20 protein-coding genes are annotated in these 24,437 nt (G+C 39.7%); 6 read left to right on the top strand and 14 right to left on the bottom strand.

Translation table 11 applies throughout. From position 1 onward, the window contains the following. Positions 1-102: 102 nt before the first annotated feature. From ACFQ1G_RS06520 to ACFQ1G_RS06510, 3 genes are read right to left on the bottom strand one after another with little or no spacing between them, the layout of a single operon-like run. Positions 103-924 (bottom strand): hypothetical protein, encoded by an 822-nt coding sequence (locus ACFQ1G_RS06520; protein ID WP_380737762.1) that lies wholly within the window; start codon positions 922-924, stop codon positions 103-105. Beyond that, the gene (locus tag ACFQ1G_RS06515) at positions 924-2,141 is read right to left on the bottom strand and encodes a YaiO family outer membrane beta-barrel protein (RefSeq protein ID WP_380737760.1); all 1,218 of its coding nucleotides are present in this window, start codon (positions 2,139-2,141) and stop codon (positions 924-926) included. Before ACFQ1G_RS06515 ends, ACFQ1G_RS06520 begins: the two co-directional genes overlap by 1 nt. Before the next feature lie 10 nt (positions 2,142-2,151). After that, entirely contained in the window at positions 2,152-2,514 is a 363-nt protein-coding gene (locus tag ACFQ1G_RS06510; RefSeq protein WP_380737758.1) for a response regulator, read from the bottom strand. A 682-nt stretch (positions 2,515-3,196) separates the two neighbouring features. Here ACFQ1G_RS06510 and ACFQ1G_RS06505 point away from each other — a divergent pair. Next, positions 3,197-4,264, top strand: a complete 1,068-nt coding sequence (locus ACFQ1G_RS06505; RefSeq protein ID WP_380737756.1) for a helix-turn-helix transcriptional regulator — start codon at positions 3,197-3,199, stop codon at positions 4,262-4,264. On the opposite strand, the gene ACFQ1G_RS06500 is transcribed toward ACFQ1G_RS06505, so the two are convergent. Then, positions 4,261-5,811 (bottom strand): protein adenylyltransferase SelO, encoded by a 1,551-nt coding sequence (locus tag ACFQ1G_RS06500; protein WP_380737754.1) that lies wholly within the window; start codon positions 5,809-5,811, stop codon positions 4,261-4,263. The genes ACFQ1G_RS06505 and ACFQ1G_RS06500 overlap by 4 nt on opposite strands. 306 nt (positions 5,812-6,117) lie before the next feature. Between ACFQ1G_RS06500 and ACFQ1G_RS06495 the strand changes: the two genes are divergently transcribed. Both ACFQ1G_RS06495 and ACFQ1G_RS06490 read left to right on the top strand, forming a co-directional pair. After that, positions 6,118-6,480 (top strand): hypothetical protein, encoded by a 363-nt coding sequence (locus tag ACFQ1G_RS06495; protein WP_380737752.1) that lies wholly within the window; start codon positions 6,118-6,120, stop codon positions 6,478-6,480. A gap of 147 nt (positions 6,481-6,627) precedes the next feature. Next, complete coding sequence (locus ACFQ1G_RS06490; RefSeq protein WP_380737750.1) at positions 6,628-8,754, top strand: Tex family protein; 2,127 nt, start codon at positions 6,628-6,630, stop codon at positions 8,752-8,754. A 34-nt stretch (positions 8,755-8,788) separates the two neighbouring features. Here ACFQ1G_RS06490 and ACFQ1G_RS06485 read toward each other — a convergent pair whose 3' ends face one another. The 8 genes from ACFQ1G_RS06485 to tamL form a co-directional block, all read right to left on the bottom strand. Beyond that, positions 8,789-9,769 carry a YpdA family putative bacillithiol disulfide reductase gene (locus ACFQ1G_RS06485; RefSeq protein WP_380738474.1) on the bottom strand — a complete coding sequence of 327 codons (981 nt, stop codon included), beginning with the start codon at positions 9,767-9,769 and terminating at the stop codon, positions 8,789-8,791. Then, the gene (rpe, locus tag ACFQ1G_RS06480; RefSeq protein ID WP_380737747.1) at positions 9,762-10,424 is read right to left on the bottom strand and encodes a ribulose-phosphate 3-epimerase; all 663 of its coding nucleotides are present in this window, start codon (positions 10,422-10,424) and stop codon (positions 9,762-9,764) included. Before rpe ends, ACFQ1G_RS06485 begins: the two co-directional genes overlap by 8 nt. Positions 10,425-10,611: 187 nt before the next feature. Next, the gene (locus tag ACFQ1G_RS06475) at positions 10,612-11,475 is read right to left on the bottom strand and encodes a sigma-70 family RNA polymerase sigma factor (protein WP_029035204.1); all 864 of its coding nucleotides are present in this window, start codon (positions 11,473-11,475) and stop codon (positions 10,612-10,614) included. A gap of 227 nt (positions 11,476-11,702) precedes the next feature. Continuing rightward, positions 11,703-13,937: a polyribonucleotide nucleotidyltransferase gene (locus tag ACFQ1G_RS06470; protein ID WP_380737745.1), complete on the bottom strand. Its 2,235-nt coding sequence runs from the start codon at positions 13,935-13,937 to the stop codon at positions 11,703-11,705. Positions 13,938-14,247: 310 nt separating this feature from the next. Then, on the bottom strand, positions 14,248-14,517 hold the full coding sequence (rpsO, locus tag ACFQ1G_RS06465) for a 30S ribosomal protein S15 (protein ID WP_380737743.1): 270 nt from the start codon (positions 14,515-14,517) through the stop codon (positions 14,248-14,250). Positions 14,518-14,655: 138 nt separating this feature from the next. Then, a complete protein-coding gene (gene accD / locus ACFQ1G_RS06460) occupies positions 14,656-15,513 on the bottom strand; it encodes an acetyl-CoA carboxylase, carboxyltransferase subunit beta (protein ID WP_380737741.1) in 858 nt (285 codons plus the stop codon). 50 nt (positions 15,514-15,563) lie between these two features. Continuing rightward, positions 15,564-16,631: a class II fructose-bisphosphate aldolase gene (gene fbaA, locus ACFQ1G_RS06455; RefSeq protein WP_380737739.1), complete on the bottom strand. Its 1,068-nt coding sequence runs from the start codon at positions 16,629-16,631 to the stop codon at positions 15,564-15,566. Positions 16,632-16,673: 42 nt separating this feature from the next. Beyond that, the gene (gene tamL, locus ACFQ1G_RS06450) at positions 16,674-19,238 is read right to left on the bottom strand and encodes a translocation and assembly module lipoprotein TamL (protein WP_380737737.1); all 2,565 of its coding nucleotides are present in this window, start codon (positions 19,236-19,238) and stop codon (positions 16,674-16,676) included. 37 nt (positions 19,239-19,275) lie between these two features. Here tamL and ACFQ1G_RS06445 point away from each other — a divergent pair, with 37 nt between their 5' ends. Continuing rightward, positions 19,276-20,016 carry a TrmH family RNA methyltransferase gene (locus tag ACFQ1G_RS06445; RefSeq protein ID WP_380737735.1) on the top strand — a complete coding sequence of 247 codons (741 nt, stop codon included), beginning with the start codon at positions 19,276-19,278 and terminating at the stop codon, positions 20,014-20,016. On the opposite strand, the gene porT is transcribed toward ACFQ1G_RS06445, so the two are convergent. Next, positions 20,003-20,713, bottom strand: a complete 711-nt coding sequence (gene porT / locus ACFQ1G_RS06440) for a type IX secretion/gliding motility protein PorT/SprT (protein ID WP_380737733.1) — start codon at positions 20,711-20,713, stop codon at positions 20,003-20,005. The two genes, ACFQ1G_RS06445 and porT, sit on opposite strands and share 14 nt — an antisense overlap. 4 nt (positions 20,714-20,717) lie before the next feature. Next, positions 20,718-21,446, bottom strand: a complete 729-nt coding sequence (gene ubiE / locus ACFQ1G_RS06435) for a bifunctional demethylmenaquinone methyltransferase/2-methoxy-6-polyprenyl-1,4-benzoquinol methylase UbiE (protein ID WP_380737731.1) — start codon at positions 21,444-21,446, stop codon at positions 20,718-20,720. A 130-nt stretch (positions 21,447-21,576) separates the two neighbouring features. Here ubiE and trkA point away from each other — a divergent pair, with 130 nt between their 5' ends. Together trkA and ACFQ1G_RS06425 are read left to right on the top strand one after the other, a co-directional pair. After that, positions 21,577-22,926, top strand: a complete 1,350-nt coding sequence (gene trkA / locus ACFQ1G_RS06430) for a Trk system potassium transporter TrkA (protein WP_380737729.1) — start codon at positions 21,577-21,579, stop codon at positions 22,924-22,926. Beyond that, positions 22,926-24,422, top strand: a complete 1,497-nt coding sequence (locus ACFQ1G_RS06425) for a TrkH family potassium uptake protein (RefSeq protein ID WP_380737727.1) — start codon at positions 22,926-22,928, stop codon at positions 24,420-24,422. The genes trkA and ACFQ1G_RS06425 overlap by 1 nt, the downstream gene beginning before the upstream one ends. Positions 24,423-24,437 lie beyond the last annotated feature (15 nt).

Here is a 24,437-nt window from a genome sequence, read left to right as displayed (position 1 = left end):
GTACAAAAATATTATTAAAATCTGGGTTTGTGGAAGAAATGATGCAGTTTAACGATAATAATTTCCTGTTGTAGAGGTGGTTGTGTGAAAAGAGATCTGGTCTCATATTGATAATTTCTCAAAGCTTATGTCAGCTTGCATCCTGATCTTTCGGGAAGGAGAGCCCATTAAATTTTCTATGGTTTCAAGATGTTGTCGTTGTCTGAAAAAGGTAATTAGTCTCATCCCAAAAACTATGAGACTATCATTATTGGCCTCTAAAAGATATCCGAAATCTGGAATTTCTTCCTGGTCTTCAGATTCTTTTATGGAGTCTAACAGGTTCAATTGGATCCAGTCATTCAAAGGTTCGTCGTAATCCTTTAAAAGATTCAGGCCTTTGATCCCTTTTAGATGGATCACTTCAATTAAAGCGACCATCTTTAAAGTGTCATTACTGGATTTAGTTTGTTCCTGGATGATAGGCGCAGCCTTTTTAATTTCCATTTCACTCAACTCCTGTATGCCTTCACACTTCATATACCATTTAGAGCTTCTTAATTTTTCATATGACAACTTTAATAAACCGGAAGCTCTGTAGAATTCCTGCAATTTTTTGCCGATCTCGCCATCATATACCCTTCTCAATTTGATGAGTTCTTTAAGAAATTGATCACGGTAGAGTTTTTTTTTCCATTTTTTCTGGAAGACCGGCCTCTGCTTGAGATCATTAAAGGTTAGCCCGTCAAAAGCGACCATAAAGAGGGTTTTCTCAATATGCTTTATAAACATTTTTGCTATCCTCTCCCGTCTATTTTTTCTTCTTCTGCTGAAAATTGTGAGTGCAAGAAATACAATAATAGATATTAGGAACAGGGTAATGCAAGCCAGTACGATCAATTCAAGCCTCGAGAACGATGATATGAGTTCCTTTAAATATTCCATTAAAATCTCACGGTAGTTATAAGCTGCACATTAAAGCGATTTCGATATTCGGAAGGAAGGTATTCCTCATTTTCATACATTAAAACAGGACGTAGCAATACTTGTCCTGATACTCGCCATTGATGTTGTAATCCTATTCTGAAGGTTTCCAGGCTTGAAAAAGCAGTTTCGGTGATGTATTCATAAGGGACAGACCCATATTGTAGATCCAGCTTCCAGATATTTTCTTTCAGTGGGTTTGATAAAGCAAAAGATAAACTATGGGTTAGACTCCAACTGTCGTCCGCAAGCGCAGCATAAGGCCGATAGGTTAGATTGAAATTCTTGCCCATGTTATAACTGACCTGTCCTGTAAACAAAAATACATTCCGTGTTTCAAATCCCAGTATTCTCCCTCCTCCTGAAATTTCAAATCTTTCATTAAGCGTATGATAATATTCGGCCCCGGCCTTAAACTCAGGAAAGACTTGTTTGTTAAGCCCGATCCCCGCATTGAGCTGAATATACCCTGATTTTCCAATCTTAGGGTAGGCTTCAGCCTCGAGTTGGCTTCCTTTGCGATCATAGATACTTCCGAAGTTATATTTTACCAGAACCGGTAACTTTCCAAGATCAGTCTTATAGAACAACCATGCAGAATGCCAAGGTGAAATTGCAGGAGAACTGAAGCTGGTATTTGTATAAGAGGCTGAGATCACATGTTTCTTTTTCTGAACGATCTCGGTATATAATTCCAGCGCAGTATCATTATCAGGATCTGTCTTGAGAATTTCGGAAAGAATAATTTGTGCTTCTTTCCTTCTTTCGAGATAGAAAAGAGCCCTGGCTTTCTGGATTTTAAAATTAAGATCCCCAAAGGCTTCTATTCCCTGATTGGAATACCTTAACGCTTCTGAATGATTGCCAGCCCAAAGTTGGGTGGTGGTCATCACTTCCAATGCTTCTTTTAGTAAAGGGCCTTTTTGAAGAAGGTTTTCCAGAATGTCAAAAGCGGCCTGGTAATTTTTATTCCAACTGTAAACCCGTGCCAGGAAAATTCCATAATCGGTATTCCCAGGTTCTGATTTTTGTAAAGTTCTTAAAAGATTGATGGAACCCTCATAATCTTCAGAGAATGCTTTTTCACGAGCTTCAAGGAAAAGGTCTTCATTTGTCTGGGCTTCGGAAATTTGTGTGGTCATAATAATGACCAAAACCATAAGTAAAAATGTCTTCATTTAAGATATGCTAGGTGGTAGGAACTAATCTTTTAATTCGCATATCAAGAACCGAAGGACTAAATGGTTTTGAAATAAATTCGCTTGCCCCAATAGAAAAGGCATCCAGTTCGGTTTGTTCAATACCGGAAGCTGTTAAAACAATCACGGGGGTTTTTAGATTCAAGTCATTTCGTATAAGGTGAATTAATTCCATTCCACCAATTTTCGGCATATTCAGGTCAGTAATAATGAGGTCAAAAGATTGATCTTTTAAAAGAGAAAATGCAGCTTCGCCATCATTCACATGGGTGATATCATATTTTTTTGATTCCAGAAAATAAGTGAGAGATTTCTGGGTAAGTACATCATCTTCTGCAAGTAGGATATTCATAAAGTAGGGGGCTTTTTTTGGAGTAAAATTCTTACATAAAATTCTTTTACACAGGGCTTTACCTTAAAGTTTTCAAAAATAAACGGTTCATTTTGATTACACAATGAATTTACCTTTTTAATTAAGATGATTTTTAGAAACGACCATTAATAAAATTATTTAAATATATAAGATTTACTAAAGTCACAAGAGAAAAAATAAAATGTCAATTAAATTCAGTAAGGAAGCTTAGTGAAACGAGGAACAGAAAGAAAAGAATCACGAAAAGATTCTCCCTCCAATCAGATTTCTTGTTTTTGAAAGTTCTTTTTCGACAAAAATGTTTTTTGTAGGTGCTCATAACTTAAGATTTTAGGGGTGAATTTTCTTAATATTATCAAAAAAACTATTTCCTCCAATTTAATAAAATTTAATGTTTTCCTAAAATATCTCTTTCTAAAATTCAGATATTCATCTGTTTAATCCTGCACTTAAAGGAGAATAAATTTTTAGTACAGATAAATAAAGAAAAGTAATGCTTAACAACATGTTAAGAGCCTTGCAAAGCGCTCTATTCAACATAATGTTAACATTATTCCGAGATTCTTTGGGTATCTTAGTATAATTTCAAATGTTCGAAAATTAAAAATGTCCTCCTTTTAGAAATTTTTGATTGCTTTGGTGTTTCATATTGCAGATGGCTATGTCGAGATTTTTAATTGAAATTCAGGATGTCAATGATACCATTCCAAAGCTTGCTTCTCTTTTTAAGATTGGTTTCAAGGCAGACCTCACTGAATACACTGTTCTAATTCCTTCAGACTTGGGGAAGGGGAAAATTACGGGTGTCAATTTCCCTAATGGTTTGGGCTTATATACTTATAGGTGTTATTTCCACGAAGAGACAGAGATCGTTCACAAAAACCTGGTTTTTAATCCTATCAGGTTGGTGCACTGTATTCAGGGTGATGTTTTTAACCTGAACGAGGAGATTCCTGAAGAGATAAAGATCACTAATCATGAACATTTTTTTATAGCCCCTAAAAAAGGAGATTCCCATACGCTTAAATTCCCAAAGGAAAATACGGTCTCACTTTGCTGTCTGGAAATCGACCGGGCAAAATTTAAAAAATACTTACCCTTTGAACTAACCGAGATTGAACCTGTCTTTTACTCACTTTTTGGTGATGTCAATGCCTTGCAGGGTAAATATCATACCGGAATGTTCAGCTTAAAGGTTTCTGATATTATTCACGAGATCTATAATTGTAAAGAGACCGGTTTTCCCCGAATTAATTTTATGGGGGCAAAATCTCTCGAAATACTCTCTTATATGCTTTCCAGATACCGAAAAGAAGTGACCGGAAAAGGCCTTATAAATGTGACCGGAAGGGAATACAAAGCAGTTGAGAAGGTAACCGAATATATTAATAATAACCTGGCGAACCTGGAAACCATACCTGAACTCGCCCTACGTGTAGGGGTAAATGTGAATAAGCTCCAGGCAATTTTTCAATCGGTGTTTGGACAAACGGTGAATGAGTACATTCGAGATGTGAGGTTGTCAAAAGCATTGTCTTTACTTTCGAGAGGGGACATTCAAATTGGGGAGATCGTGCAGGAAGTCGGGTTGAACAGCCGCAGCTATTTCTCAAAGATCTTCAAGGAGAAATACGGGGTATTGCCACGCCAGATCCTTCATCATGAATCTGGTTTCATTCCTGAGCACCTGAATGAGCAAAAGAAAAGCAAAAAAAAAGAGGTTAATTAAGAACTGCAGGATAACATGGAGCATCCGGCCTTCTTTTCAGCCCATGCCGGTCTTTTTCCGGTAAGTTCCTCAAAGCCTTTGTCAGAGTAGGGGACTTTCAAGGCTTCCTGTAAGCTTAAAAATAAACTGTCATCTCCTTTTTCCAGTTTTTCTGCTGCCTCATGTAAAAGGTAGTTTCTTAAAATTATTCTCGGATTATTTCTCTTCATTATCTCCTCGGAAATATTTCCGGGAATGGAATTTTTCCGCATGCGGGTAAGATAATCCCTTATGAGATCTCTGAATTCCTTTTCTTCGGAAGGATCGAGCTTGTTGTAAAAGCATGCTTCGAAATGGCTTACCGGATCTGTATCAGCAAGATCTGGAACAGAGATCAGTGACCTGTAGAACAAGGTCATGTCTGGTTGCACGGAAGTCAAGGTCTTTTCAAATCGGGTAATTAATTCTTTGTCCTCTTTATTTACGGTATCCAGTCCCAGTTTTTTACCCATCATAGAGAAATATGAATTCCAGAACTCATCCTCATAAGAGCCGAGGGCTTCTTCAAGTTCTTCGGTATCCGGTAATAGGATTGAAATGGCATTAGCCAGTCTTCCCAGGTTCCAGTAGGCTACAGAGGCCTGATTCCCGAAGGCATATCTTCTTCCGGGTAGATCTGTAGTGTTTGGTGTAAATTCGGGATCATAATTATCCAAAAACGAAAAGGGTCCGTAATCAATAGTGAGTCCTAATATTGACATATTATCTGTGTTCATTACCCCGTGAACGAATCCTACCCGATGCCATTCTACCATCAAATGGGCAGTTTTTGTGACAATTTCTTTAAACCAGTCCAGAACTTTATTCTCCCCTTCAATATGAGGAGAAAACCTTTGAATGGACCAGTCAATGAGTTCCTGCATTTGACTCCTGTCTTTTTGCGCGGCCAAAATCTCAAAATTCCCAAACCGCAAAAAAGAGGGTGCTATCCGGGTAACTATTGCTCCCGGTTCATAGGCGGGGTTGCCATCATAAAACATATCTCGAAGAACTTTCTCACCGGTGGTTACAAGGCTTAATGCTCGTGTGGTTGGAACATTGAGGTGATACATGGCTTCACTCATGAGATACTCACGTACCGAAGAACGAAGCACGGCTCTTCCATCTGCCCGGCGTGAATAGACTGTGGGGCCGGCTCCTTTCAATTGAACTTCTAATATGCCTTTTTTCGAATCTAATTCCCCAAGGGTAATTGCTCTCCCATCTCCCAGTTGGCCAGCCCACTGTCCAAATTGATGACCTGCATAACAGGCGGCATATGGTTTCATGATAGGGGTAACTTTATTGCCTGCCAGTATTTCCAGGTCGTGCCGATCAGGATAGGACAGGTCCATTTCTGAGGCCATTTCTGAGGACCAACCTATTAATTGAGGTGAGCTTACCGGGGTGGGAGCGGCAAGACTGTACAGTACACCCGGCGTTTGTCGTGGGGTTCGATCTCCGCTTTCTTCCCCTTTAAAGGAAGTGGTGAAGTCTGATTTGAAAATTTTATCGTGCAGAGCCGCCATATCTTTCTTTTAAATTAAAAGGGCAAGTATAATACCAATTTTCCGGAATATAATGAATATAAAACGGCGTAGGAAAGAATGGATTTCTGAGATGTAAGCTTTTACTTTCAAAAAAGTATAGTAGAGACGAAATTCTTCCCTTGGTCAGAAAAAAATGCATTTTGTAGACCACATTTGTGGGATTTTTCTTTAGAAAATTAACAAGAGCTTAATGCTTTGATACCCTAAAAGTTAAACATCAATTAAATAGTTTTTGGGGTTTAGTGAAGTAAGTTACATTTAATAAAAACTTCAAAAAAGAATGCTATGATCTCTTACCAAAGCCGTAACCAAATCCAACATGAGCTGCATAGGATGTTGCCATATCAAATTAAAGAGTGTAAAGAATGTGATGAACTTCCTCTTGCTCTGGAACAATTAATTAAACATAATTTTCAAGCTACTTTCGTGTGTTATGACAAGAAAACCAACACAATTGAAGTAGGAGTGGAAGATCAGGAAGAATTGAACAGTTACCCTAATATTACAGTTCATAAGTTTAGTCTTGAAGAGGCTGTTACCCGGTTAAATAAAACTTTAAAGACGACAGATCAGGACTTAAAGTTTTATGGAAAGTTGCTTGCCGCGACAGGATCTCATAAAAGAATTGACGAAGTGGTTCTTGTGTGAAATTAAGTTTAGTAAACCATTTTGTTATAGGAAGAGGCCTTCAGAATTAAAGTTTTGAAGGCTTTTTTTATTTGAAATAATTTCTGACAAATTTATCAGGTAGCTTGATAACCTTATCTTTGGTTCTTCAATTTCTTGAAATTAATTATGGATTTAACAGCATTTATACTTTCCAGGACAGGACTTCCCAATAAGAGTGTTTCGAATACGCTAAAATTGATCGATGAGGGTGGGACTATTCCTTTCATTGCCCGTTACCGAAAAGAAATGACCGGGAATTTAGATGAGTTACAGATCGAAAAAATATCCCGGTTAAAAGATGAGTTTGACGAGCTGGAAAAACGTAGAAAGTCCATTTTAAAATTAATTGAGGAAGAAGGAGCGTTAACTCCAGAACTGGAACAAAAGATCAAAGAGGCCATGGAACTTTCCAGGCTTGAAGACCTTTACCTTCCTTATAAGAAAACCCGAAAAACCAGGGCCGATGTGGCAAAAGAGCTGGGACTTGAGCCTCTTGCCAGGATCTTAATGGCTCAGAATTCTCCAAATATTTCCAAAGTAGCTGAGAGGTATGTTGGAAGTAAGGTCACTTCTGTTGAAGAAGCGATTTCAGGAGCTAAAGATATCGCCGCAGAATGGATCAATGAGCATCAGCTTGTTAGAAGTAAACTGAGAAGATTATTTCAGTTAAAAGGAATTATTACCTCCAAAGTCATTAAAAAGAAATCTGAGGTTGACGAGGCTCAAAAATATAAGAGCTATTTTGATTGGGATGAAGGTATAAGGAATATTGCATCCCATCGCCTTATGGCTATTATGCGAGCCCATAAGGAAGGATTTGTACGATTAAAGGTAGATGTTGATAAGGAGAAAGCTTTCGACCTGACTAGCGGGATAATTTTGAAGGATCAACAGAATTCATGCACACCGTTCGTTCAGGAGGCGATTGAAGATTCCTTGAAAAGATTACTTCTTCCGGCTCTTTCCAACGAAGCACTTTCAGAAGCCAAAGAGAAAGCAGATGAAGAGGCAATTAGGGTGTTCGCTGAAAACCTGAGGCAACTACTAATGGCGCCACCCTTAGGAGGTAAACGCATCCTGGCGATCGATCCCGGATTTAAGTCGGGCTGCAAGGTGGTTTGTCTTGACGATCACGGGGATCTTAAACATAATGAGACGATTTATCCTCATCCGCCACAAAGGGAGCAAGCCATAGCGTCAAAGAAAATTAAATCGCTTGTCAATGCTTATAATATTGAGGCTATTGCTATAGGAAACGGAACAGCTTCCAGGGAAACAGAATTCTTTGTGAAAAAGATCCCTTTTGACAGGGATGTTCAGGTTTTTGTGGTGAATGAAGCGGGAGCCTCTGTTTATTCGGCTTCTAAGATCGCCCGTGCTGAATTTCCGAATTTTGATGTGACTGTGAGAGGTGCGGTTTCTATTGGAAGACGGCTGGCCGATCCTTTAGCCGAGCTGGTTAAGATCGATCCTAAATCTATTGGGGTTGGGCAATATCAGCATGATGTGGACCAGGTGAAAATGAAAAAAGAACTGGATCGTGTTGTTGAAAGTTGCGTGAATAAGATTGGGGTGAATGTAAATACTGCCAGTGGGGCCTTGCTTAGTTATGTTTCGGGAGTTGGTCCTTCCCTGGCCGAAAATATCATAGCTTATAGAAGTGAGGCCGGAGGTATTGGATCTAGAGATGAACTTTTAAAAGTACCCAGGTTAGGAGCCAAGGCTTTTGAACAGGCAGCCGGTTTTCTACGAATATCAGATCCGAAAAATCCCTTAGATAATTCTTCTGTACATCCTGAAAGTTATAAAGTGGTAGAGAAGATGGCTCGGGATCTGGGAGTGAAGGTAAAAGAGCTTATAGGAAATAAGGATCTTTTAAATAGAATTGACCCTGAAAATTACATTTCTGAACAAACCGGAATATTTACTTTGAAGGATATCATTTCAGAATTGGAAAAACCCGGAGTCGATCCGCGAAAATCAGCTAAGGTATTTGAATTTGACCCCAATGTAAAAACCATTGCCGATCTCAGATCTGGAATGAAACTACCCGGAATTGTAAATAACATTACGAATTTTGGTTGCTTTGTCGATATAGGAATAAAGGAAAGTGGATTGGTTCATATCTCCAAGCTTGCCAATGAGTTTATAAGTGACGTAAATTCGGTTGTCAAGTTACATCAACATGTGCAGGTGACCGTACTTGAAGTAGATGAATCAAGGAAAAGAGTGCAGCTTTCTATGATCGATTAAAACTTAAAAAGTCTTTCAAAAAGGGCTTTTTAAACTAGTTTTTTGAAATAATATCCTCTACAATTTGTTTGGCGTGAACCCGTGAATTTTCAATGAACCATTTATGAGTTTCAACTCCTCCGCAAATTACTCCTGCAAGGTAAATTCCAGGAACATTGGTTTCCATGGTTTCGGGATTGTAATTCGGAATTCTTCTGCCGTCATCAGATGTTGTGATACCAATACTTTTCAGAAACTCAAAATTGGGGCGATAACCGGTTAATAAGAGCACAAAATCATTTTCAATAACCTGCTCTCCTTCTTTTGAGGTGATAATCACATCATTCTCCCTGATCTCTTTAATTTCAGCATTAAAAACCGCTTTAATGCTGCCTTCGTCGATCCGGTTGTCAATATCAGGCTTTACCCAATATTTCACTCTTTCCCCAATGGCCGGCCCACGAACGATCATGGTTACATCACCACCTTTGCGATAGATCTCAAGAGCGGCGTCTACTGCAGAATTGCTTGCTCCTGCCACGATAGTCTTTTGAGTAGCATAAAAATGTGGGTCTCCGTAATAATGTGCGACTTTGGGAAGGGTTTCGCCCGGAACATCTATATAATTTGGAATATCATAAAAGCCGGTGGCTATAATGACATTTTTGGCAGTGTATTTTCTTTTGTTGGTGGTGATTTCATGAGACTCTTCTTTGGAAGAGTCAACATTTTCAACCTTTTCAAAAAGGTGAATATTGAGGTGGTTTGAGGTGGCTATCCTTCGGTAATACTCCAGCGCCTCCTGTTTTCCCGGTTTCGGTTTATTGCTAATAAAGGGAATGTCATCAATTTCAAGTTTTTCCGAAGTAGAGAAGAAGGTCATGTTGGTGGGGTAGTTGTACAACGAGTTCACCAAACAGCCTTTTTCGATGATCACGTAAGAAAGACCTTTTTTCTTAGCTTCGAGTCCGCAGGCGAGACCAATAGGACCCCCGCCAACAATTAAAACATCATATATTTCTTCAGGATTATTGATTTGCTAAGGATTTTAGTTCTTGGATTGTCTTTTCAGGATCTTCAGATTTGAACACAAAACTACCGGCCACTAAAGCATCTGCACCAGCTTCTACTAATTGGGCGGCATTTTTATCAGTCACCCCGCCATCTACTTCTATCATGGTAGAAGCGTCATTTTCCTCAATGATCTCCTTCAGGCGGCGTACTTTTTTGTAAGTATTTTCTATAAAACTTTGTCCTCCAAAACCAGGATTCACGCTCATTACCAGCACCAGGTCTATATCATTGATCACATCGGCCAGTAATTCCACACTTGTGTGCGGATTTATCGCCACCCCTGCTTTCATACCTTCAGCCTTGATGGCCTGAAGCGTTCGATGTAAATGGGTACAGGCTTCGTAATGCACTGTTAGGATATTCGATCCTAGATCTGCAAAAGTTTTGATGTAACGATCAGGGTCAACGATCATCAAATGTACATCTAGGGTCTTTTTTGCATGTTTTGCAATTGTTGCGAGAACTGGCATTCCATAAGAGATATTCGGAACAAAGACACCGTCCATAATATCAATGTGGAACCAGTCAGCTTCACTGTTATTGATCATTTCAATATCTCGCTGGAGATTTCCGAAATCGGCAGCAAGAACAGAGGGGGCAATTAAAGTTTTAGTCATTAGAGTTGTGTCGTGATTGTTTGTCCAAAAATAGCAAGAATTATGCAAATCCCGGGTGGGATAAAGATCAGGATTTTCTATCCTGAAAAAGGGTAAAAAAATGAACCCCGGTAATCAGCCGGGGTTCTCATCAATCAATCAAAAAACGAACAGTTCATTTAAAACTGTTGTCATCTTCAATAGGAGATTATCCTAAGTATGTTTTTAAGATCTTGCTTCGGGAGGTGTGTTTTAGCCTTCTGATAGCTTTTTCTTTAATTTGTCTAACTCGTTCTCTGGTAAGATCAAAAGTCTCGCCAATTTCTTCTAATGTCATTGGATGCTGGTCTCCAAGTCCGAAATATAAACGGATCACATCAGCTTCACGCGGAGTAAGAGTTTCTAAAGCTCTTTCAATCTCTGTGCGCAAAGACTCGTGCAGTAATTCCCTGTCAGGGTTTGGTGATTCTCCTGAACGAAGTACATCGTATAGGTTTGAATCTTCACCCTCTACTAAAGGAGCATCCATGGATACGTGACGACCGGAGTTCTTCATAGACTCCTTAACATCGTTAATGGTCATGTCCAGTTCCTTAGCGATCTCTTCAGCACTTGGCGGGCGTTCATGGGATTGCTCTAAAAAAGCAAAGGTCTTATTGATCTTGTTGATCGATCCGATCTTGTTTAAAGGTAAACGTACAATACGTGATTGTTCTGCCAATGCCTGAAGAATAGACTGGCGAATCCACCAAACTGCGTAGGATATGAATTTGAAACCACGGGTTTCATCAAATCTTTTAGCTGCTTTAATTAATCCTAAATTTCCTTCATTGATAAGGTCGGGAAGGGTCAATCCCTGGTTTTGATATTGTTTTGCCACAGAGACCACAAAACGAAGGTTCGCTTTTGTAAGTTTCTCCAGAGCACGGTCATCACCCGCTTTAATTCGCTGTGCCAATTCTACCTCTTCATCGGCAGTAATCAGGTCAACTTTACCAATTTCTTGCAAATACTTATCCAGCGAAGCAGTTTCACGGTTTGTTACCTGCTTCGTAATCTTAAGTTGTCTCATCTATCGTCTCCTTGGATTAATTGTAAATAACTCTTGTAATAGTTATACGTAGAGAGGGAAGAAAATGTTACAAGAAATAAAGATAAGAAAAAATTTTTTTCCTTCGCCCTCTTTTTCATACTTCTTTTAGGTCTTTCTTATCACAATTAGAAATGCAAATAGCATGCCTTATATAAAAAAACGCCCTGAAAATCAGGGCGTTAATTTTAAATTGAAAGATTCAGGGTTTATTCCTTTTTATCTCTACTATCTCTATTGTCTCTGTTTCCTCTAGATCTATCGTCACGGTTTCCGCGGTTGTCGCGGTTTCCGCCTTCACGATTATCTCTAGGTGGTCTTGAAGTAAAGCCTTCAGGCTTTTTCAATAATGCCTTTCTGGAAACTTTTGGTTTTCTTGTTTTTGGATCAATTCCGAAGTATTTCACATCGATCACATCACCAACGTTCACGATGTCTGTAACGTTGTCTGTTCTTTCCCAGGCAAGTTCAGAAATGTGAAGAAGAACCTCATTTCCTTTGGCTTCCATATATTCTACTACGGCTCCAAAATCAAGGACCTTTACCACTTTTACTTCGTATACGCTACCTACTTCAGGTTTGAAAGTAATGGCTTTAATCCTTTTCTTAACTTCGTCGATAGCGTTCTGGTCAACCCCAAGGATCTCGATCACACCCATTTCGTCAACCTCTTCGATCACAATAGTACAACCGGTTTCTTTTTGCATTTCCTGAATAACTTTTCCACCAGGTCCAATTACAGCACCAATGAATTCACCTGGAATTTCCACTTTCACCATCTTAGGGGCGTGTGGTTTAACATCAGAAGCAGGTTTGTCGATAGTCTCAGTGATCTTATCAAGAATGTGAAGTCTACCGTCTCTGGCTTGTTTCAAGGCTTTTACAAGGATCTCATATGAAAGTCCTTTGATCTTGATATCCATTTGACAGGCAGTAATACCATCAGCAGTACCTGTAACTTTAAAGTCCATGTCTCCTAATGCATCTTCATCTCCTAAAATATCAGAAAGTACAGCGAAATCATCTCCCTGAGAGATCAATCCCATTGCGATTCCTGAAACTGGCTTAGTAAGTTGAACACCTGCGTCCATTAATGCCATGGTTCCCGCGCAAACAGTTGCCATAGAAGAAGATCCGTTAGATTCCAATACTTCAGAAACAACACGAATGGTATATGGTGAATCGTCTGGCACCATTCCTTTAAGGGCTCTTTGCGCCAGGTTTCCGTGTCCTATTTCACGACGGGAAGTACCGCGAATTGGGTAAGCTTCTCCCGTTGAGAAAGGAGGGAAGTTGTAATGTAAATAGAAGGTTTCCTCACCCTGGTAAGTAGGGAGGTCAACCTGGTTGGCTTCTCTTGAAGTTCCCAGTGTTACCGTCGCTAATGCTTGAGTTTCTCCTCTTGTGAAGATCGCTGAACCATGTGTTGATGGCAGGTAATCTACCTCACACCAGATTGGGCGAATTTCGTTTGTTTTTCTACCGTCAAGACGGATTCCTTCTTTTAAGGTAAGATCTCTAACAGCTGTTTTGTGAACTTCCTTAAAATATTTTGAGATCAAACCACCATTTTCTTCCAATTCTTCTTCTGAAAATAGGGCTTTTACTTCTTCTTTAACTTCACCGAAACCAGCACTTCTCTCGTGTTTCCCAAGAGCTTGCTTTGCGATATCATAGATCTTTTGATAAGCAGCCTGGTGAATTTTTTCTTTAATGCTTTCATCGGTCTTTGAAACTTCATATTCACGAGTTTCTTTTTTACCGAAGGCTTCAGCTAAACGAACCTGTGCTTTACACTGGTCTTTGATAGCTTCATGTGCGAACTTGATCGCTTCAGCCATTTCTTCCTCAGAGCATTCATCCATTTCACCTTCTACCATCATCACAGAATCTTCAGAAGCACCAACCATAATGTCGATGTCTGCCTGCTCCAATTGAGAACGGCTTGGGTTGATAACAAATTCTCCATTGATCCTTGCTACACGGGCTTCAGAGATTGGAGCCTCGAATGGGATGTCACTTAATTGGATAGCTGCAGATGCGGCTAGTCCTGCCAGAGCATCAGGCATCACCTCTTCGTCATGCGACATAAGTTGGATCATCACCTGAGTTTCGAATCTGTAATCTGCCGGGAAAAGTGGGCGCAGTACACGATCCACCAATCTCATCACCAAAATTTCTTCGTTACTTGGTCGTGCTTCACGCTTGAAAAAACCTCCAGGGTAACGTCCTGCTGCAGCAAATTTTTCGCGGTAATCTACAGTTAATGGAAAGAAATCCATTGTGCTTGGAGTGTACGATGAGACTACGGTACATAGCATCATGGCATTCCCCATTTGAACAACAACCGACCCATGGGCCTGTTTTGCCAATTTTCCGGTTTCGATGGAAATGGTTCTGCCACCTTCCAGTTCGATAACCTCTTTAAATGTCTTTGGAATCATAAATAAATTTTAGTTCTACTCCTGCCTAAGCAGGCTTTGTTAAACAATGGTCTCCCGTCTTTTCGACGGAACGTGTTGTGTTGTTGTTGTGGGTTGTTGTAAGACCAATGAAAAACTGCCTTTTGTTTTTTGACCTAGATCAAAAAAGCCAGGTAATAATTCTGAGTTTTAGTTTCCTGAAAAAATTTTCAGGATAAAAAATTACATAGAATTTTCTAAGGAAAGGAGAAAAAACCATTAAAATTTACTAGTACTCAATTTTTTAGAAGAAATAAACAGATAAAAAAAAGGGGCGCGAAGCCCCTTAATATTATTTTCTTAATCCTAATTCCTTAACGATTGCACGATATCTCAAGATATCCTTCTTCATTAAATAATCCAGCAGGCTTCTTCTTTTACCTACTAATTTTACAAGTGACCTCTCAGTGTTATAATCTTTACGATTGTTCTTAAGATGTTGTGTCAAGTGCTCAATTCGGTGAGTGAACAATGCGATTTGCCCTTCAGCAGATCCAGTGTCATTCTTTCCTTTACCGTGTTTTGCAAACAGATCCTGTTTTGCTTCTTTAGTTAAATACATTCCAATATTAATTTTAATGATTTTTATGTATATGACAGCTCTTCTGTCAGGCGGCAAATATACTACTTTCTGTTATATTACCTATTCTAATGAATTTTAATTTTTCTAAGATTCTTAGGATCAGGAGTAAGTGCCCAATTAAGCTCTTATCGGCTGATTTAGAATTAGATCAATATACTGGTTTACTTTATTCTTTAGCTCTGATCGTTTGGTGATAAAATCCAAAAATCCATGTTCTTTAAGGAATTCTGCCGTTTGGAAGTCTTCCGGAAGATCTTTTCCGGTAGTGTCTTTCACGACTCTTGGTCCTGCGAACCCGATCAATGCACCCGGCTCTGCGATATTAATATCTCCAAGCATGGCGAAAGAAGCCGTGGTTCCTCCAGTGGTTGGATCTGTACATAATGAAATATACGGGATCTTAGCATCGGCCAGCTGAGCTAATTTCGCGGAAGTTTTTGCCAATTGCATAAGAGAATAGGCAGCTTCCATCATTCTTGCTCCTCCGGATTTTGAAATAACCATTAACGGAAGCTTGTGCTTCAAAGCGTAGTCTGCAGCTCTTGAGATCTTCTCTCCAACAACTGCACCCATAGAACCTCCAATAAATTTGAAATCCATACAGGCGATAACAATCTCTTTACCTTTTGATTTTCCAACCGCAGTACGAACAGCATCTTTTAGTCCTGTTTTATCCTGGGCCGAAGCTAAACGATCTGTATACTTTTTGGTGTCCTCAAAATTCAAGGGATCCTTTGAAGTGAGATTTTTATCCAGTTCGGTAAATTTATTATCATCAAAAAGAATCTTGAAATACTCATTACTTCCAATTCTAACGTGGTAACCGTCCTCAGGACTCACGTAGAAATTCTTCTCCAGTTGCTCTGCATCAACGATCTTACCGGTTGGTGACTTATACCATAAACCTTTTGGTACATCTTTTTTGTCTTCGGTAGCTGTTTGTATTCCTTTTTGCGTTCTTCTAAACCAAGCCATTGAATGTTGGATTTAATACTTCAGATTAGTCTGAAATAAATTGTTCTAGATTAAAGTGTATTCACATTATTTAGATCTTCAAAAGCCTTTTTTAAGCGGGCTTTAAAAGTAAGCTCTCCTTCACGAACCCATTTTCTTGGGTCATAATATTTTTTGTTTGGAGATTCAGGTCCTTCCGGGTTACCGATCTGAGATTTTAAGTAGTCAGATTTTTCTCCCATGTAATCTCTGATCCCTTCAGTATATGCAAATTGAAGGTCTGTATCAATATTCATTTTGATAACTCCATATCCAATCGCTTCTCTAATTTCTTCAAGAGTAGATCCACTTCCGCCGTGGAAAACAAAATCAATATGATTTTCTTCAACCTTGTATTTCTCTGTAATATATTCTTGAGAATTTTTAAGGATCTTAGGAGTCAATTTTACATTTCCTGGCTTATAAACACCATGTACGTTACCAAAAGCAGCTGCAATTGTAAATTGATCACTTACTTTGCTTAACTCTTCATAGGCATAGGCCACTTCTTCTGGTTGGGTGTAAAGTTTTGAAACATCAACATCAGAGTTGTCTACACCATCTTCTTCACCACCGGTTATCCCTAATTCGATCTCCAAAGTCATTCCCATTTTTGACATTCTCTCAAGATATTTCTTGCAGATTTCCATGTTTTCCTCCAGAGATTCTTCTGAAAGATCTATCATGTGAGAACTGTAAAGTGGTTTCCCGAATTGTTCAAAATGCTTTTCACTGGCATCCAAAAGGCCATCGATCCATGGCAATAATTTTTTAGCACAATGATCTGTATGCATAATTACGGGTACACCGTATAATTCTGCCAATTCGTGCACATGTTTGGCACCAGCAACGGCTCCTGCAATAGCAGCGCGTTCCCCTTCGTTAGAAAGGCCTTTACCTGCATTGAACTGAGCGCCTCCGTTTGAAAACTGTATTATTACAGGTGCATTCAGCTCTGCAGCGGTTTCTAAAACCGCATTAATTGTGCTTGATCCTATTACGTTTACAGCCGGAAGGGCGAATTTATTTTCTTTTGCGTATTGGAATATTTCTTGAACTTCTTTTCCGGTGGCAACACCGGGTTTTATGTTATGACTCATGTTATTAAATTTTGGTTAACAAAAATAACAAAATTTGTCGGCTTAGAAAGGATAATTGATCCCCACATTGTACACAGCATGACGAATATCATAATCTTTAAACCATCTTTCTCCCTCAGGTCTTGCCGGGTCATATGTTTTGAACCCTATATCAAAACGCAGGACGAAAAAATCAAAATCATAACGCAATCCAATTCCGGTACCAATTGCCATTTCTTTGAGGTCTGAAAAAGAGGTAAATGTCGAGGCCTCTTCTTCTACTACATCTAAAACATTCCAGATGTTCCCGGCATCTATGAAAATCGCACTGTTAAGATCTCCAAACAGGTTATAGCGATACTCAGCACTCAATGCGATCTTGAGGTTTGCTTCATTGAACTCATTTCGGCCACCACTGCTTCCCGGACCCAGGGAATATGGTTGCCAGGCTCTGTTGTCATTGGGTCCGCCGGCAAAAAAGCTTCTTATAAACGGGATGCTGTTAGAGTTTCCATAAGGAATTGCGATACCTCCGAAAGTTCTTACTGCAAATACATTTTTTCTTCCCAGGTCCCAGTGTTTGATATAATCAATCTCTGTTTTGACATATTGTGAAAAATTCACCCCGAAGATACTATATCTTCCTTCCGCATTTTTATCTATGTTAGCCGCTTCAGCAGCTATCGATAAGAAATTACCTGCGCTCTCCAGTTTGATCCTTAAACGAGAAAAATCTTCATCATAGATATTCTCCTTTTTATTAAGGATGTATGTAAAGTTTGATGCAAAGATCAAATTGTCCTCGGTTAACCTGTTTTTACGCTCCCTGATGTCATTAAGAATTTGAGTTTGAGGGGAGGAGAGGTTGTCCACATCTCCAAGTCTTGCATCTCTTAAAAAAGAGTTGGCTCCCTCGGGAATGATCAGATTTTTTGTGCCATTTTCATTAATCGTAAAGTAGCTTTCATTGGCAACTACATTCTCAGAAGTAGCGATGTCGTTTAATTCCTCAAACGAGTTCCTGTATACATTAAAGTAGTTGTTGGTGTTCAGGTTTCGCACATATTGAACATTAATTAGATCCAGCAGGTTGGTGCGTGTTTCTGAAGGTAGCCATCGATAATTCATGATGGCTGTGAGACTTTGTTTGTCAAGTCCAATATTGGTCTGTGTACTTATACCTAAACTGAGATTAGTAAAAGGGTACATGTATTTCGGGATGAATCTTTCTGTGGAAACAGGAAATAGAATCCTGGGTAGTGAAAGATTAGCGTCTGCGCCAACTTCAGTGATATCAAAAAATTTATCTGAATCATTAGCGGCATCTTTAGAAGAACCTATGCTTCCGCGGGCAGAAACCTCAAGAATTTCGGCTCCTCTGAAAACGTTTCGAATAAGAAGGGAGCCACCAAATCCAATTCCGAACTTCTGAATGTTGCTTTGGGAAATGTCAAAATCAAAGCCCAGCGAATATTTTGGCCTGGCAGTTAAAAAGATGTTGGCAATAAGATCTGTCTGAGTACTGTCCGCCGGATCTGTCATGTACTGAATGTTCGGATACTTAAAGATCCTTAGCTGATTAAGGCGGTTATAGGTCAGACTGCGTTGTTGATCTGTATAGATGTTATCGGGGTTGATGAAAATCGCATTGGTAAGTGCTTGCGGTCTATACTTTAGCTTGTCAAAACTATAAATGTGAAAGCCTTCATGAGATGCGGTATCAGTAATTGGTTCATTTCTATTCTCAAAGGTATAATCGGGAAAAATATTGACCCTGCTGATCTTATGAACTTTAAAAGGAACTCTTGTATTAATACCATCCACGGTAGCCTGCCTGTTTTGAATGATCACGGCTGTATTGACCTTGTGGTCTGTGTTGATGGTGTCAGCTTCAAAACTCAGGTATTCTTCTTCAAAATGATAAAGACCATTATTCCTAAAAAGAGAGGTCAGGCGTTCCCGTTCAGCGCCAAAATCTTCGGTGTTATATTGTTTTCCGGGTACGATCCGCGAATCGGCAGCGTGCGCCTGATAGATCGAATCTGCCACTATAGATGCGATACGGGTGGTAATAGAATCTACAATATAAGGCTCCTTAGGGGTGACAAAGTAATTTACTTTCCCGCGTTTCTTTCTAGTAGGAAGGATCTCGTAAGATGTTTCGGCGTTGAACCATCCTTTGTTCCAGTACCAGGCCTTAAGGCGGTCTGCAGATTTACTTGTGAGACTGGAATCGATAATGGCAGGTGGTTCACCTGTTTCCTTGATCCATTCGTTGATATTGACATATATGTTTCCAAGTCTTACCACCTGTTTTTCAGAAAGTAGATCGACAAGTCTTTCTTTTCGTTGCGGTTTCTTATATAACCAGCGTTGAAAAACAGAATCTGCTTCCGGTTTTGCAAGGTTGTAAAAGTAGAGTTGGAGGGGAATACCAATAAAACGGCTATTGGGTTCCTCGTACAGTTGGTTGTAAATACGTTTCTCTTTCACTTTTTCACCATCGGCAAAAATGGTGTTCTTCATTAGTAAACGCTCATCACTCTCAACTCTTTTAACTGCATTACAGGAGGAAAGTAGACTAAAGGTTAAAAGAATTAATGATATTTTTGCCCAAAAGTGTTTCAAGTAGTGATTTTAAAGTGTTCAAAAATACAACTTTGGTATGTTTAGCAAAAGCCAATTCAAACTAATAAAGAGTCTTACTCAAAAAAAATACAGGCTTAAGCAAAAGCTGTTTGTAGTAGAAGGCAAAAAAGCCATTTTCGAGCTTCTTAATTCTTCACTGCAGCTGCATTCCATTTATACCACTGAGGATATTTTTAATGCCGAAAGAAACAAAACTTTTTTCATTGACGAGCCCGATCTTAAAAAGATCAGCAATTTGACCACTCCGCAAACCGCCCTAGCGATTTTTCACATTCCCGAAACCCAAGAACCTGATCTATCAGGACTAGTGGTTGCCCTCGACGGGGTGCAGGATCCAGGGAACCTGGGAACCATCATTAGAATGTGTGACTGGTTTGGCGTAGAACAGTTACTGTGCTCCGAAGGAACCGTGGATTGTTATAACCCTAAAGTGGTGCAGGCTACAATGGGGTCTATTTCTAGAGTGAACATTAATTATGTGTCACTTCCTGAAGCGCTTAAAGCGGCGAACAAGAACATTTCTGTCTACGGAGCATTTTTAGAAGGAGATATTATTTATTCCCAGGATCTCAAGGATGGGATCATCGTGATGGGAAATGAGGCAAACGGCATTTCTTCGGAAATAGAAACCCTTATAACTAAAAAACTGCTGATCCCGCAATTTGGGAAAATCCAGGAAACCGAAAGCCTGAATGTTGCAACGGCTACTGCTATTTTTTTAAGTGAGTTCCGAAGAACGGAATTTACTGGAAAGTAAAATTGATAAAAACACCTCTGGAAGACATTTTGTCGATATTTCGGGTGTAAGTACTGAAGGGGTCATCGTCCCTAACGATCTCATCGGTAAATCCGAAGATTCCCCTAATAGAAGGAGTGAACTTGAAATAATACATATACAGGTCTATCCCGAAACCGACCTCGTAGTAGAAGGCATTGGTCTTCATCCTGAATTGCCCGTCTTTATTATCATCTGGGTTATTCTGGTTACTTGATAAATTGATGGAGGTTGATAGACCGCCAATTACGAAAGGCTTGAAATTGTTGATCCTTGTAGTTGAGAATTTCAGAAGTAATGGCACATGAACATAGGTAGAGTTGATCTCTCTGAAGGCGTGTACTTCTCCTTTGTAGAACTGGAAATTTATCCGGCTAAAGGCAACTCCCGGCTCAAGACGAAGATCTAAATGTTCATTCAGTCGGAGGTTCCCTATCAACCCCACATTGAACCCTATTGTCCTGTCTGAAGAAAAATCTTTTCCTGTGGCATCACTAGGAATATAGTCAATGTAATCGAAGTTAAAATCGTATGAATTGAATCCTAAAAAGTAACCCCATGACCAGCGTTGCTTGTCAAAATTGGGGTTGTTCTTGACCTTTTCATTATTGGTGAAAATCTGAGCATGCGCCGGTAGTACGCTAATGAGTACGAACGCAATAATCAGATGTTTCTTCATATTCTTATTTTGATGCAGTGTAAATAGTGGCAACACCCATAGTTTGAGGCTTGTCTTCTACATTATTAAACCCGATTTTCCGCAAAATATTGTTGAGCCTTTCACCATATGGGAAGGCCGCAGCACTTTCACTAAGATACGAGTATGCAACTTTGTCTTTAGAAAAAAGTTTCCCAATTATAGGAAGAAGGTTTTTGCTATAGAAGTGATAGCCTTGTTTATAAGGGAATTTGGTAGGAACAGAGGTTTCCAGAATAACAAAAATACCTCCGGGTTTTAAGACCCTGTGAATCTCTGCCAGTCCTTTTTCAAGATCTTCAAAATTCCTAACTCCGAAAGCTACAGTAATAGCATCAAAAGTATCGTCTTCAAAAGGCAGCGCTTCTGAATCTCCCTGGATCATTTCGATCTTATCGCTAAGCCCCTTTTCACTGATCTTTTTTCTGCCTACTGAAAGCATTCCTTCTGAAAGGTCTAAACCTACAATGCGGGTCGCTCCGGTTTTGGTCATGTTGATAGCCAGGTCTCCCGTTCCTGTCGCGATATCTAAAACTGAATCGGGTTGGGTGTCGGCTACCAGTTTCACTACTTTTTTACGCCATTTGACATCAATTCCGAAAGAAATGACCCGGTTCAAACCGTCATAATTAGTAGAAATGTTGTCGAACATCTGTTCCACCTGCTTTTTTTTGTTCAGTTCAGAATCTTTATATGGGGTAATCTTTTTGGACATTTTTTAATTTTTGCCAAAGATACAAGTTTATGGGGCAATTTTCTGCCAGAAAATAAATACTTAAAAGGTACTTTGTTTTGGTTGAGGTAAATACCTTAACTTTGTTTTTCTTGAATATATAAATCCCTGTATGAAAATTATTATTGCCGGTGCCGGCGAGGTCGGATTTCATTTAGCGAAATTACTGTCTTACGAATCCCAGGACATCACTCTTATTGATATTAACAGGGATAACCTTTTGTATGCAGATACACACCTCGACATTCGTACCATGCGTGGCGATGCTACTTCAATAGCGGTTTTAAAGGATGCCCAGGTAAATGAAGTTGACCTCGTGATTGGAGTAACCAGTAGTGAGACCACGAATATTACCGTTTGTGTGCTGGCAAAGCAACTGGGAGCTAAGCGTACTATCGCCCGAATTGCGAACACTGAATTCCTTGATAATAAAGAAGAGATAGGTTTCGTGAAATTTGGGATCGATGAACTAATTTCTCCCGAAGCCCTTGCTGCACGAGAGATCGAGCTATTATTAAACCAGTCTGCGTTTAACGATAGTTATGAATTTGAAGACGGGGCACTTACCATGGTAGGATTAAGCCTGTCGGGTTCTGCTGCGTTTATTGGAAAAACGGTAAAAGAAACTGCTAAAATATTTCCGGGTATTCACTTCATGCCTATCGCCATGCAGCGAAAAGGAAGCCAGGATACTATCATTCCAAGAGGGAACACATATTTCAGGGATGGAGATCAGGTTTACTTCATAACCACAAAAGGTGGGGTAAATGACCTGTATAAACTTACAGGAAAGACAAGGCATGATATTAAAAATGTAATGATCCTTGGTGGAAGTAAAATTGGAAGGAAAACCAGTTATGACCTTTGTAAGAAGAAGCTGAACGTGAAATTGATCGAAAGTGACAAGAATACTGCTTTTGATCTTGCCGATGAGCTTCCAAAAGCTTTGATCATTCATGGCGACGGGAGGAATGTAGAGCTGCTGGAAGAAGAGAGTATCCAGGATATGGATGCCTTCATCGCGGTTTCCGGAAATTCTGAAACTAACATTATGACCTGCCTCGTTGCCAAGTCTAAAAATGTAAAAAGAACGATCGCTCTCGTTGAGAATATGGACTACTTTCAGTTAAGTCATTCTATTGGGATCGATACATTGATCAATAAAAAGCTATTAGCAGCAAACAACATTTTCCGGTACATAAGAAAAGGAGAGGTAGTTGCCATGACAAGGCTGAATAATATGGATGCTGAGTTATTGGAGTTCATTGTAAAGCCATCATCCAGAGTCGCTAATAAGAAAATCATAGATCTTGATTTCCCAAGGTCTGCAATTATCGGTGGAATTATTCGCGATGGAGAGGGGCAGATCGTGCTGGGTAATTTCAAAATACTTCCGGGAGACAGAGCCGTAATTTGCTGTTTGCCGCATTCTATAAATAAGGTTGAAAAAATGTTCCTGTAATGCCAAGACTTAATAAGCCTATTATTAGTCATATTATGGGGCTGCTGTTGGTGTGCAACGGTGGGTTCATGTTATCGGCTGCAGCGGTGAGTACCTATTATGAAGACGGGGTAGCTCTTGAGATTTTCACGGCTTCTTTAGTTACCATGGTCTCGGGAATGTTATTGATGTTCTTTACCAGGGGTCACCGCAGGGAAATTAAAAAACGGGATGGATATTTGATCGTTACTTTCGGGTGGGTTTTAATGGCTCTAAGCGGAACTTTGCCATATGTGCTAAGTGAAAGTATACCATCATTTACAAATGCCTTTTTTGAAACCATGTCCGGTTACACCACTACGGGTGCGACCATATTAAATGATATCGAATCCATTCCAAAAGGAATTCTTTTCTGGAGGAGTCTTACCCACTGGATAGGAGGTATGGGGATAATCGTTTTAGCCATTGCTATTTTACCGCTACTTGGAATTGGAGGGATGCAGTTATTTGCTGCAGAAGCACCCGGCCCTAGCGCAGATAAATTGAAACCCCGAATTACCGATACTGCCAAAAGACTTTGGTTCATTTACGTGGGGCTCACTTTCGCCGAAACAGTTTTGCTTCACCTGGCGGGGATGGGGCTTTTTGACGCTGCGAATCATGCCTTGAGCACCATGTCTACCGGAGGATTTTCAACCAAGAACGCGAGTTTAGCGTACTGGAATGACAACCCTCTTATCCAGTATATCGTCGCGTTATTCATGTTCCTTGCAGGAACTAACTTTGTGATAAGTTACTTTGGGTTCAAAGGTAAATTCCTAAAAGTGGCCAGGGATGAAGAATTTAAATGGTACAGCTATTTTATTATTGGTTTTACATTGGTGGCCGCACTTGTGATTTATTTCAAGTCAGACCCCGGTCTCTCTTCAATAGATCACCCTATGGTTTTTGGGGAGGCTGAAAGTGCTTTTCGGCATGCCTTGTTCCAGGTGTTGACAGTGGTTACCACTACAGGGTTTGTAACTGCCGATTTTACCATGTGGACACCATTCCTTACGGTTTTCTTCTTCGGAATGTTCTTTTTGGGAGGTTCTGCCGGGTCTACTGCGGGGGGTGTTAAAGTGATGCGACATGTTATCATGATCAGGAATGGAATCATCGAATTTAAAAGAACCTTGCATCCAAATGCTGTTTTACCGGTGCATTATAATGGAAAAAGCATTAATAAAAAGATCGTTTTCAACATCCTTGGATTTTTCATACTCTATATGTTGTCCTTTATTATTGGCGCAGTAGTTCTTGCTTCCATGGGATTAGATTTTGAGACCGCCATTGGAGGTGCTGCGTCTTCCCTCGGAAATATTGGTCCGGCTTTAGGCTTTTTGGGCCCTGTAAATAATTATGATATTCTCCCGATAATGGGAAAATGGTGGTGCGCCTTTTTAATGCTCATCGGAAGGCTTGAATTATTCACCGTTTTGATACTGCTTACTCCATTCTTCTGGCGTAACCGATAAAACTTCAGATAAAAA

Origin of the sequence: Salinimicrobium gaetbulicola (assembly GCF_042676025.1) — a bacterium.
Lineage (GTDB): Bacteria > Bacteroidota > Bacteroidia > Flavobacteriales > Flavobacteriaceae > Salinimicrobium > Salinimicrobium gaetbulicola.
The sequence above is the reverse complement of the archived record's forward strand: the minus strand, read 5'-3'. Positions and strand labels throughout refer to the sequence as shown.

What these genes read in the sequence shown, in the direction of transcription:
- ubiE (WP_380737731.1), bottom strand. Translation starts at nt 21,446, where the DNA reads ATGTCCAAAAAGATTACCCCATATAAAGATTCTGAACTGAACAAAAAA.
- ACFQ1G_RS06500 (WP_380737754.1), bottom strand. Translation starts at nt 5,811, where the DNA reads ATGGCGGCTCTGCACGATAAAATTTTCAAATCAGACTTCACCACTTCC.
- porT (WP_380737733.1), bottom strand. Translation starts at nt 20,713, where the DNA reads ATGAAGAAACATCTGATTATTGCGTTCGTACTCATTAGCGTACTACCG.
- ACFQ1G_RS06470 (WP_380737745.1), bottom strand. Translation starts at nt 13,937, where the DNA reads ATGATTCCAAAGACATTTAAAGAGGTTATCGAACTGGAAGGTGGCAGA.
- ACFQ1G_RS06515 (WP_380737760.1), bottom strand. Translation starts at nt 2,141, where the DNA reads ATGAAGACATTTTTACTTATGGTTTTGGTCATTATTATGACCACACAA.
- ACFQ1G_RS06505 (WP_380737756.1), top strand. Translation starts at nt 3,197, where the DNA reads ATGTCGAGATTTTTAATTGAAATTCAGGATGTCAATGATACCATTCCA.
- ACFQ1G_RS06490 (WP_380737750.1), top strand. Translation starts at nt 6,628, where the DNA reads ATGGATTTAACAGCATTTATACTTTCCAGGACAGGACTTCCCAATAAG.
- trkA (WP_380737729.1), top strand. Translation starts at nt 21,577, where the DNA reads ATGAAAATTATTATTGCCGGTGCCGGCGAGGTCGGATTTCATTTAGCG.
- rpe (WP_380737747.1), bottom strand. Translation starts at nt 10,424, where the DNA reads ATGACTAAAACTTTAATTGCCCCCTCTGTTCTTGCTGCCGATTTCGGA.
- ACFQ1G_RS06425 (WP_380737727.1), top strand. Translation starts at nt 22,926, where the DNA reads ATGCCAAGACTTAATAAGCCTATTATTAGTCATATTATGGGGCTGCTG.
- accD (WP_380737741.1), bottom strand. Translation starts at nt 15,513, where the DNA reads ATGGCTTGGTTTAGAAGAACGCAAAAAGGAATACAAACAGCTACCGAA.
- ACFQ1G_RS06475 (WP_029035204.1), bottom strand. Translation starts at nt 11,475, where the DNA reads ATGAGACAACTTAAGATTACGAAGCAGGTAACAAACCGTGAAACTGCT.
- ACFQ1G_RS06445 (WP_380737735.1), top strand. Translation starts at nt 19,276, where the DNA reads ATGTTTAGCAAAAGCCAATTCAAACTAATAAAGAGTCTTACTCAAAAA.
- ACFQ1G_RS06495 (WP_380737752.1), top strand. Translation starts at nt 6,118, where the DNA reads ATGATCTCTTACCAAAGCCGTAACCAAATCCAACATGAGCTGCATAGG.
- ACFQ1G_RS06510 (WP_380737758.1), bottom strand. Translation starts at nt 2,514, where the DNA reads ATGAATATCCTACTTGCAGAAGATGATGTACTTACCCAGAAATCTCTC.
- rpsO (WP_380737743.1), bottom strand. Translation starts at nt 14,517, where the DNA reads ATGTATTTAACTAAAGAAGCAAAACAGGATCTGTTTGCAAAACACGGT.
- fbaA (WP_380737739.1), bottom strand. Translation starts at nt 16,631, where the DNA reads ATGAGTCATAACATAAAACCCGGTGTTGCCACCGGAAAAGAAGTTCAA.
- ACFQ1G_RS06520 (WP_380737762.1), bottom strand. Translation starts at nt 924, where the DNA reads ATGGAATATTTAAAGGAACTCATATCATCGTTCTCGAGGCTTGAATTG.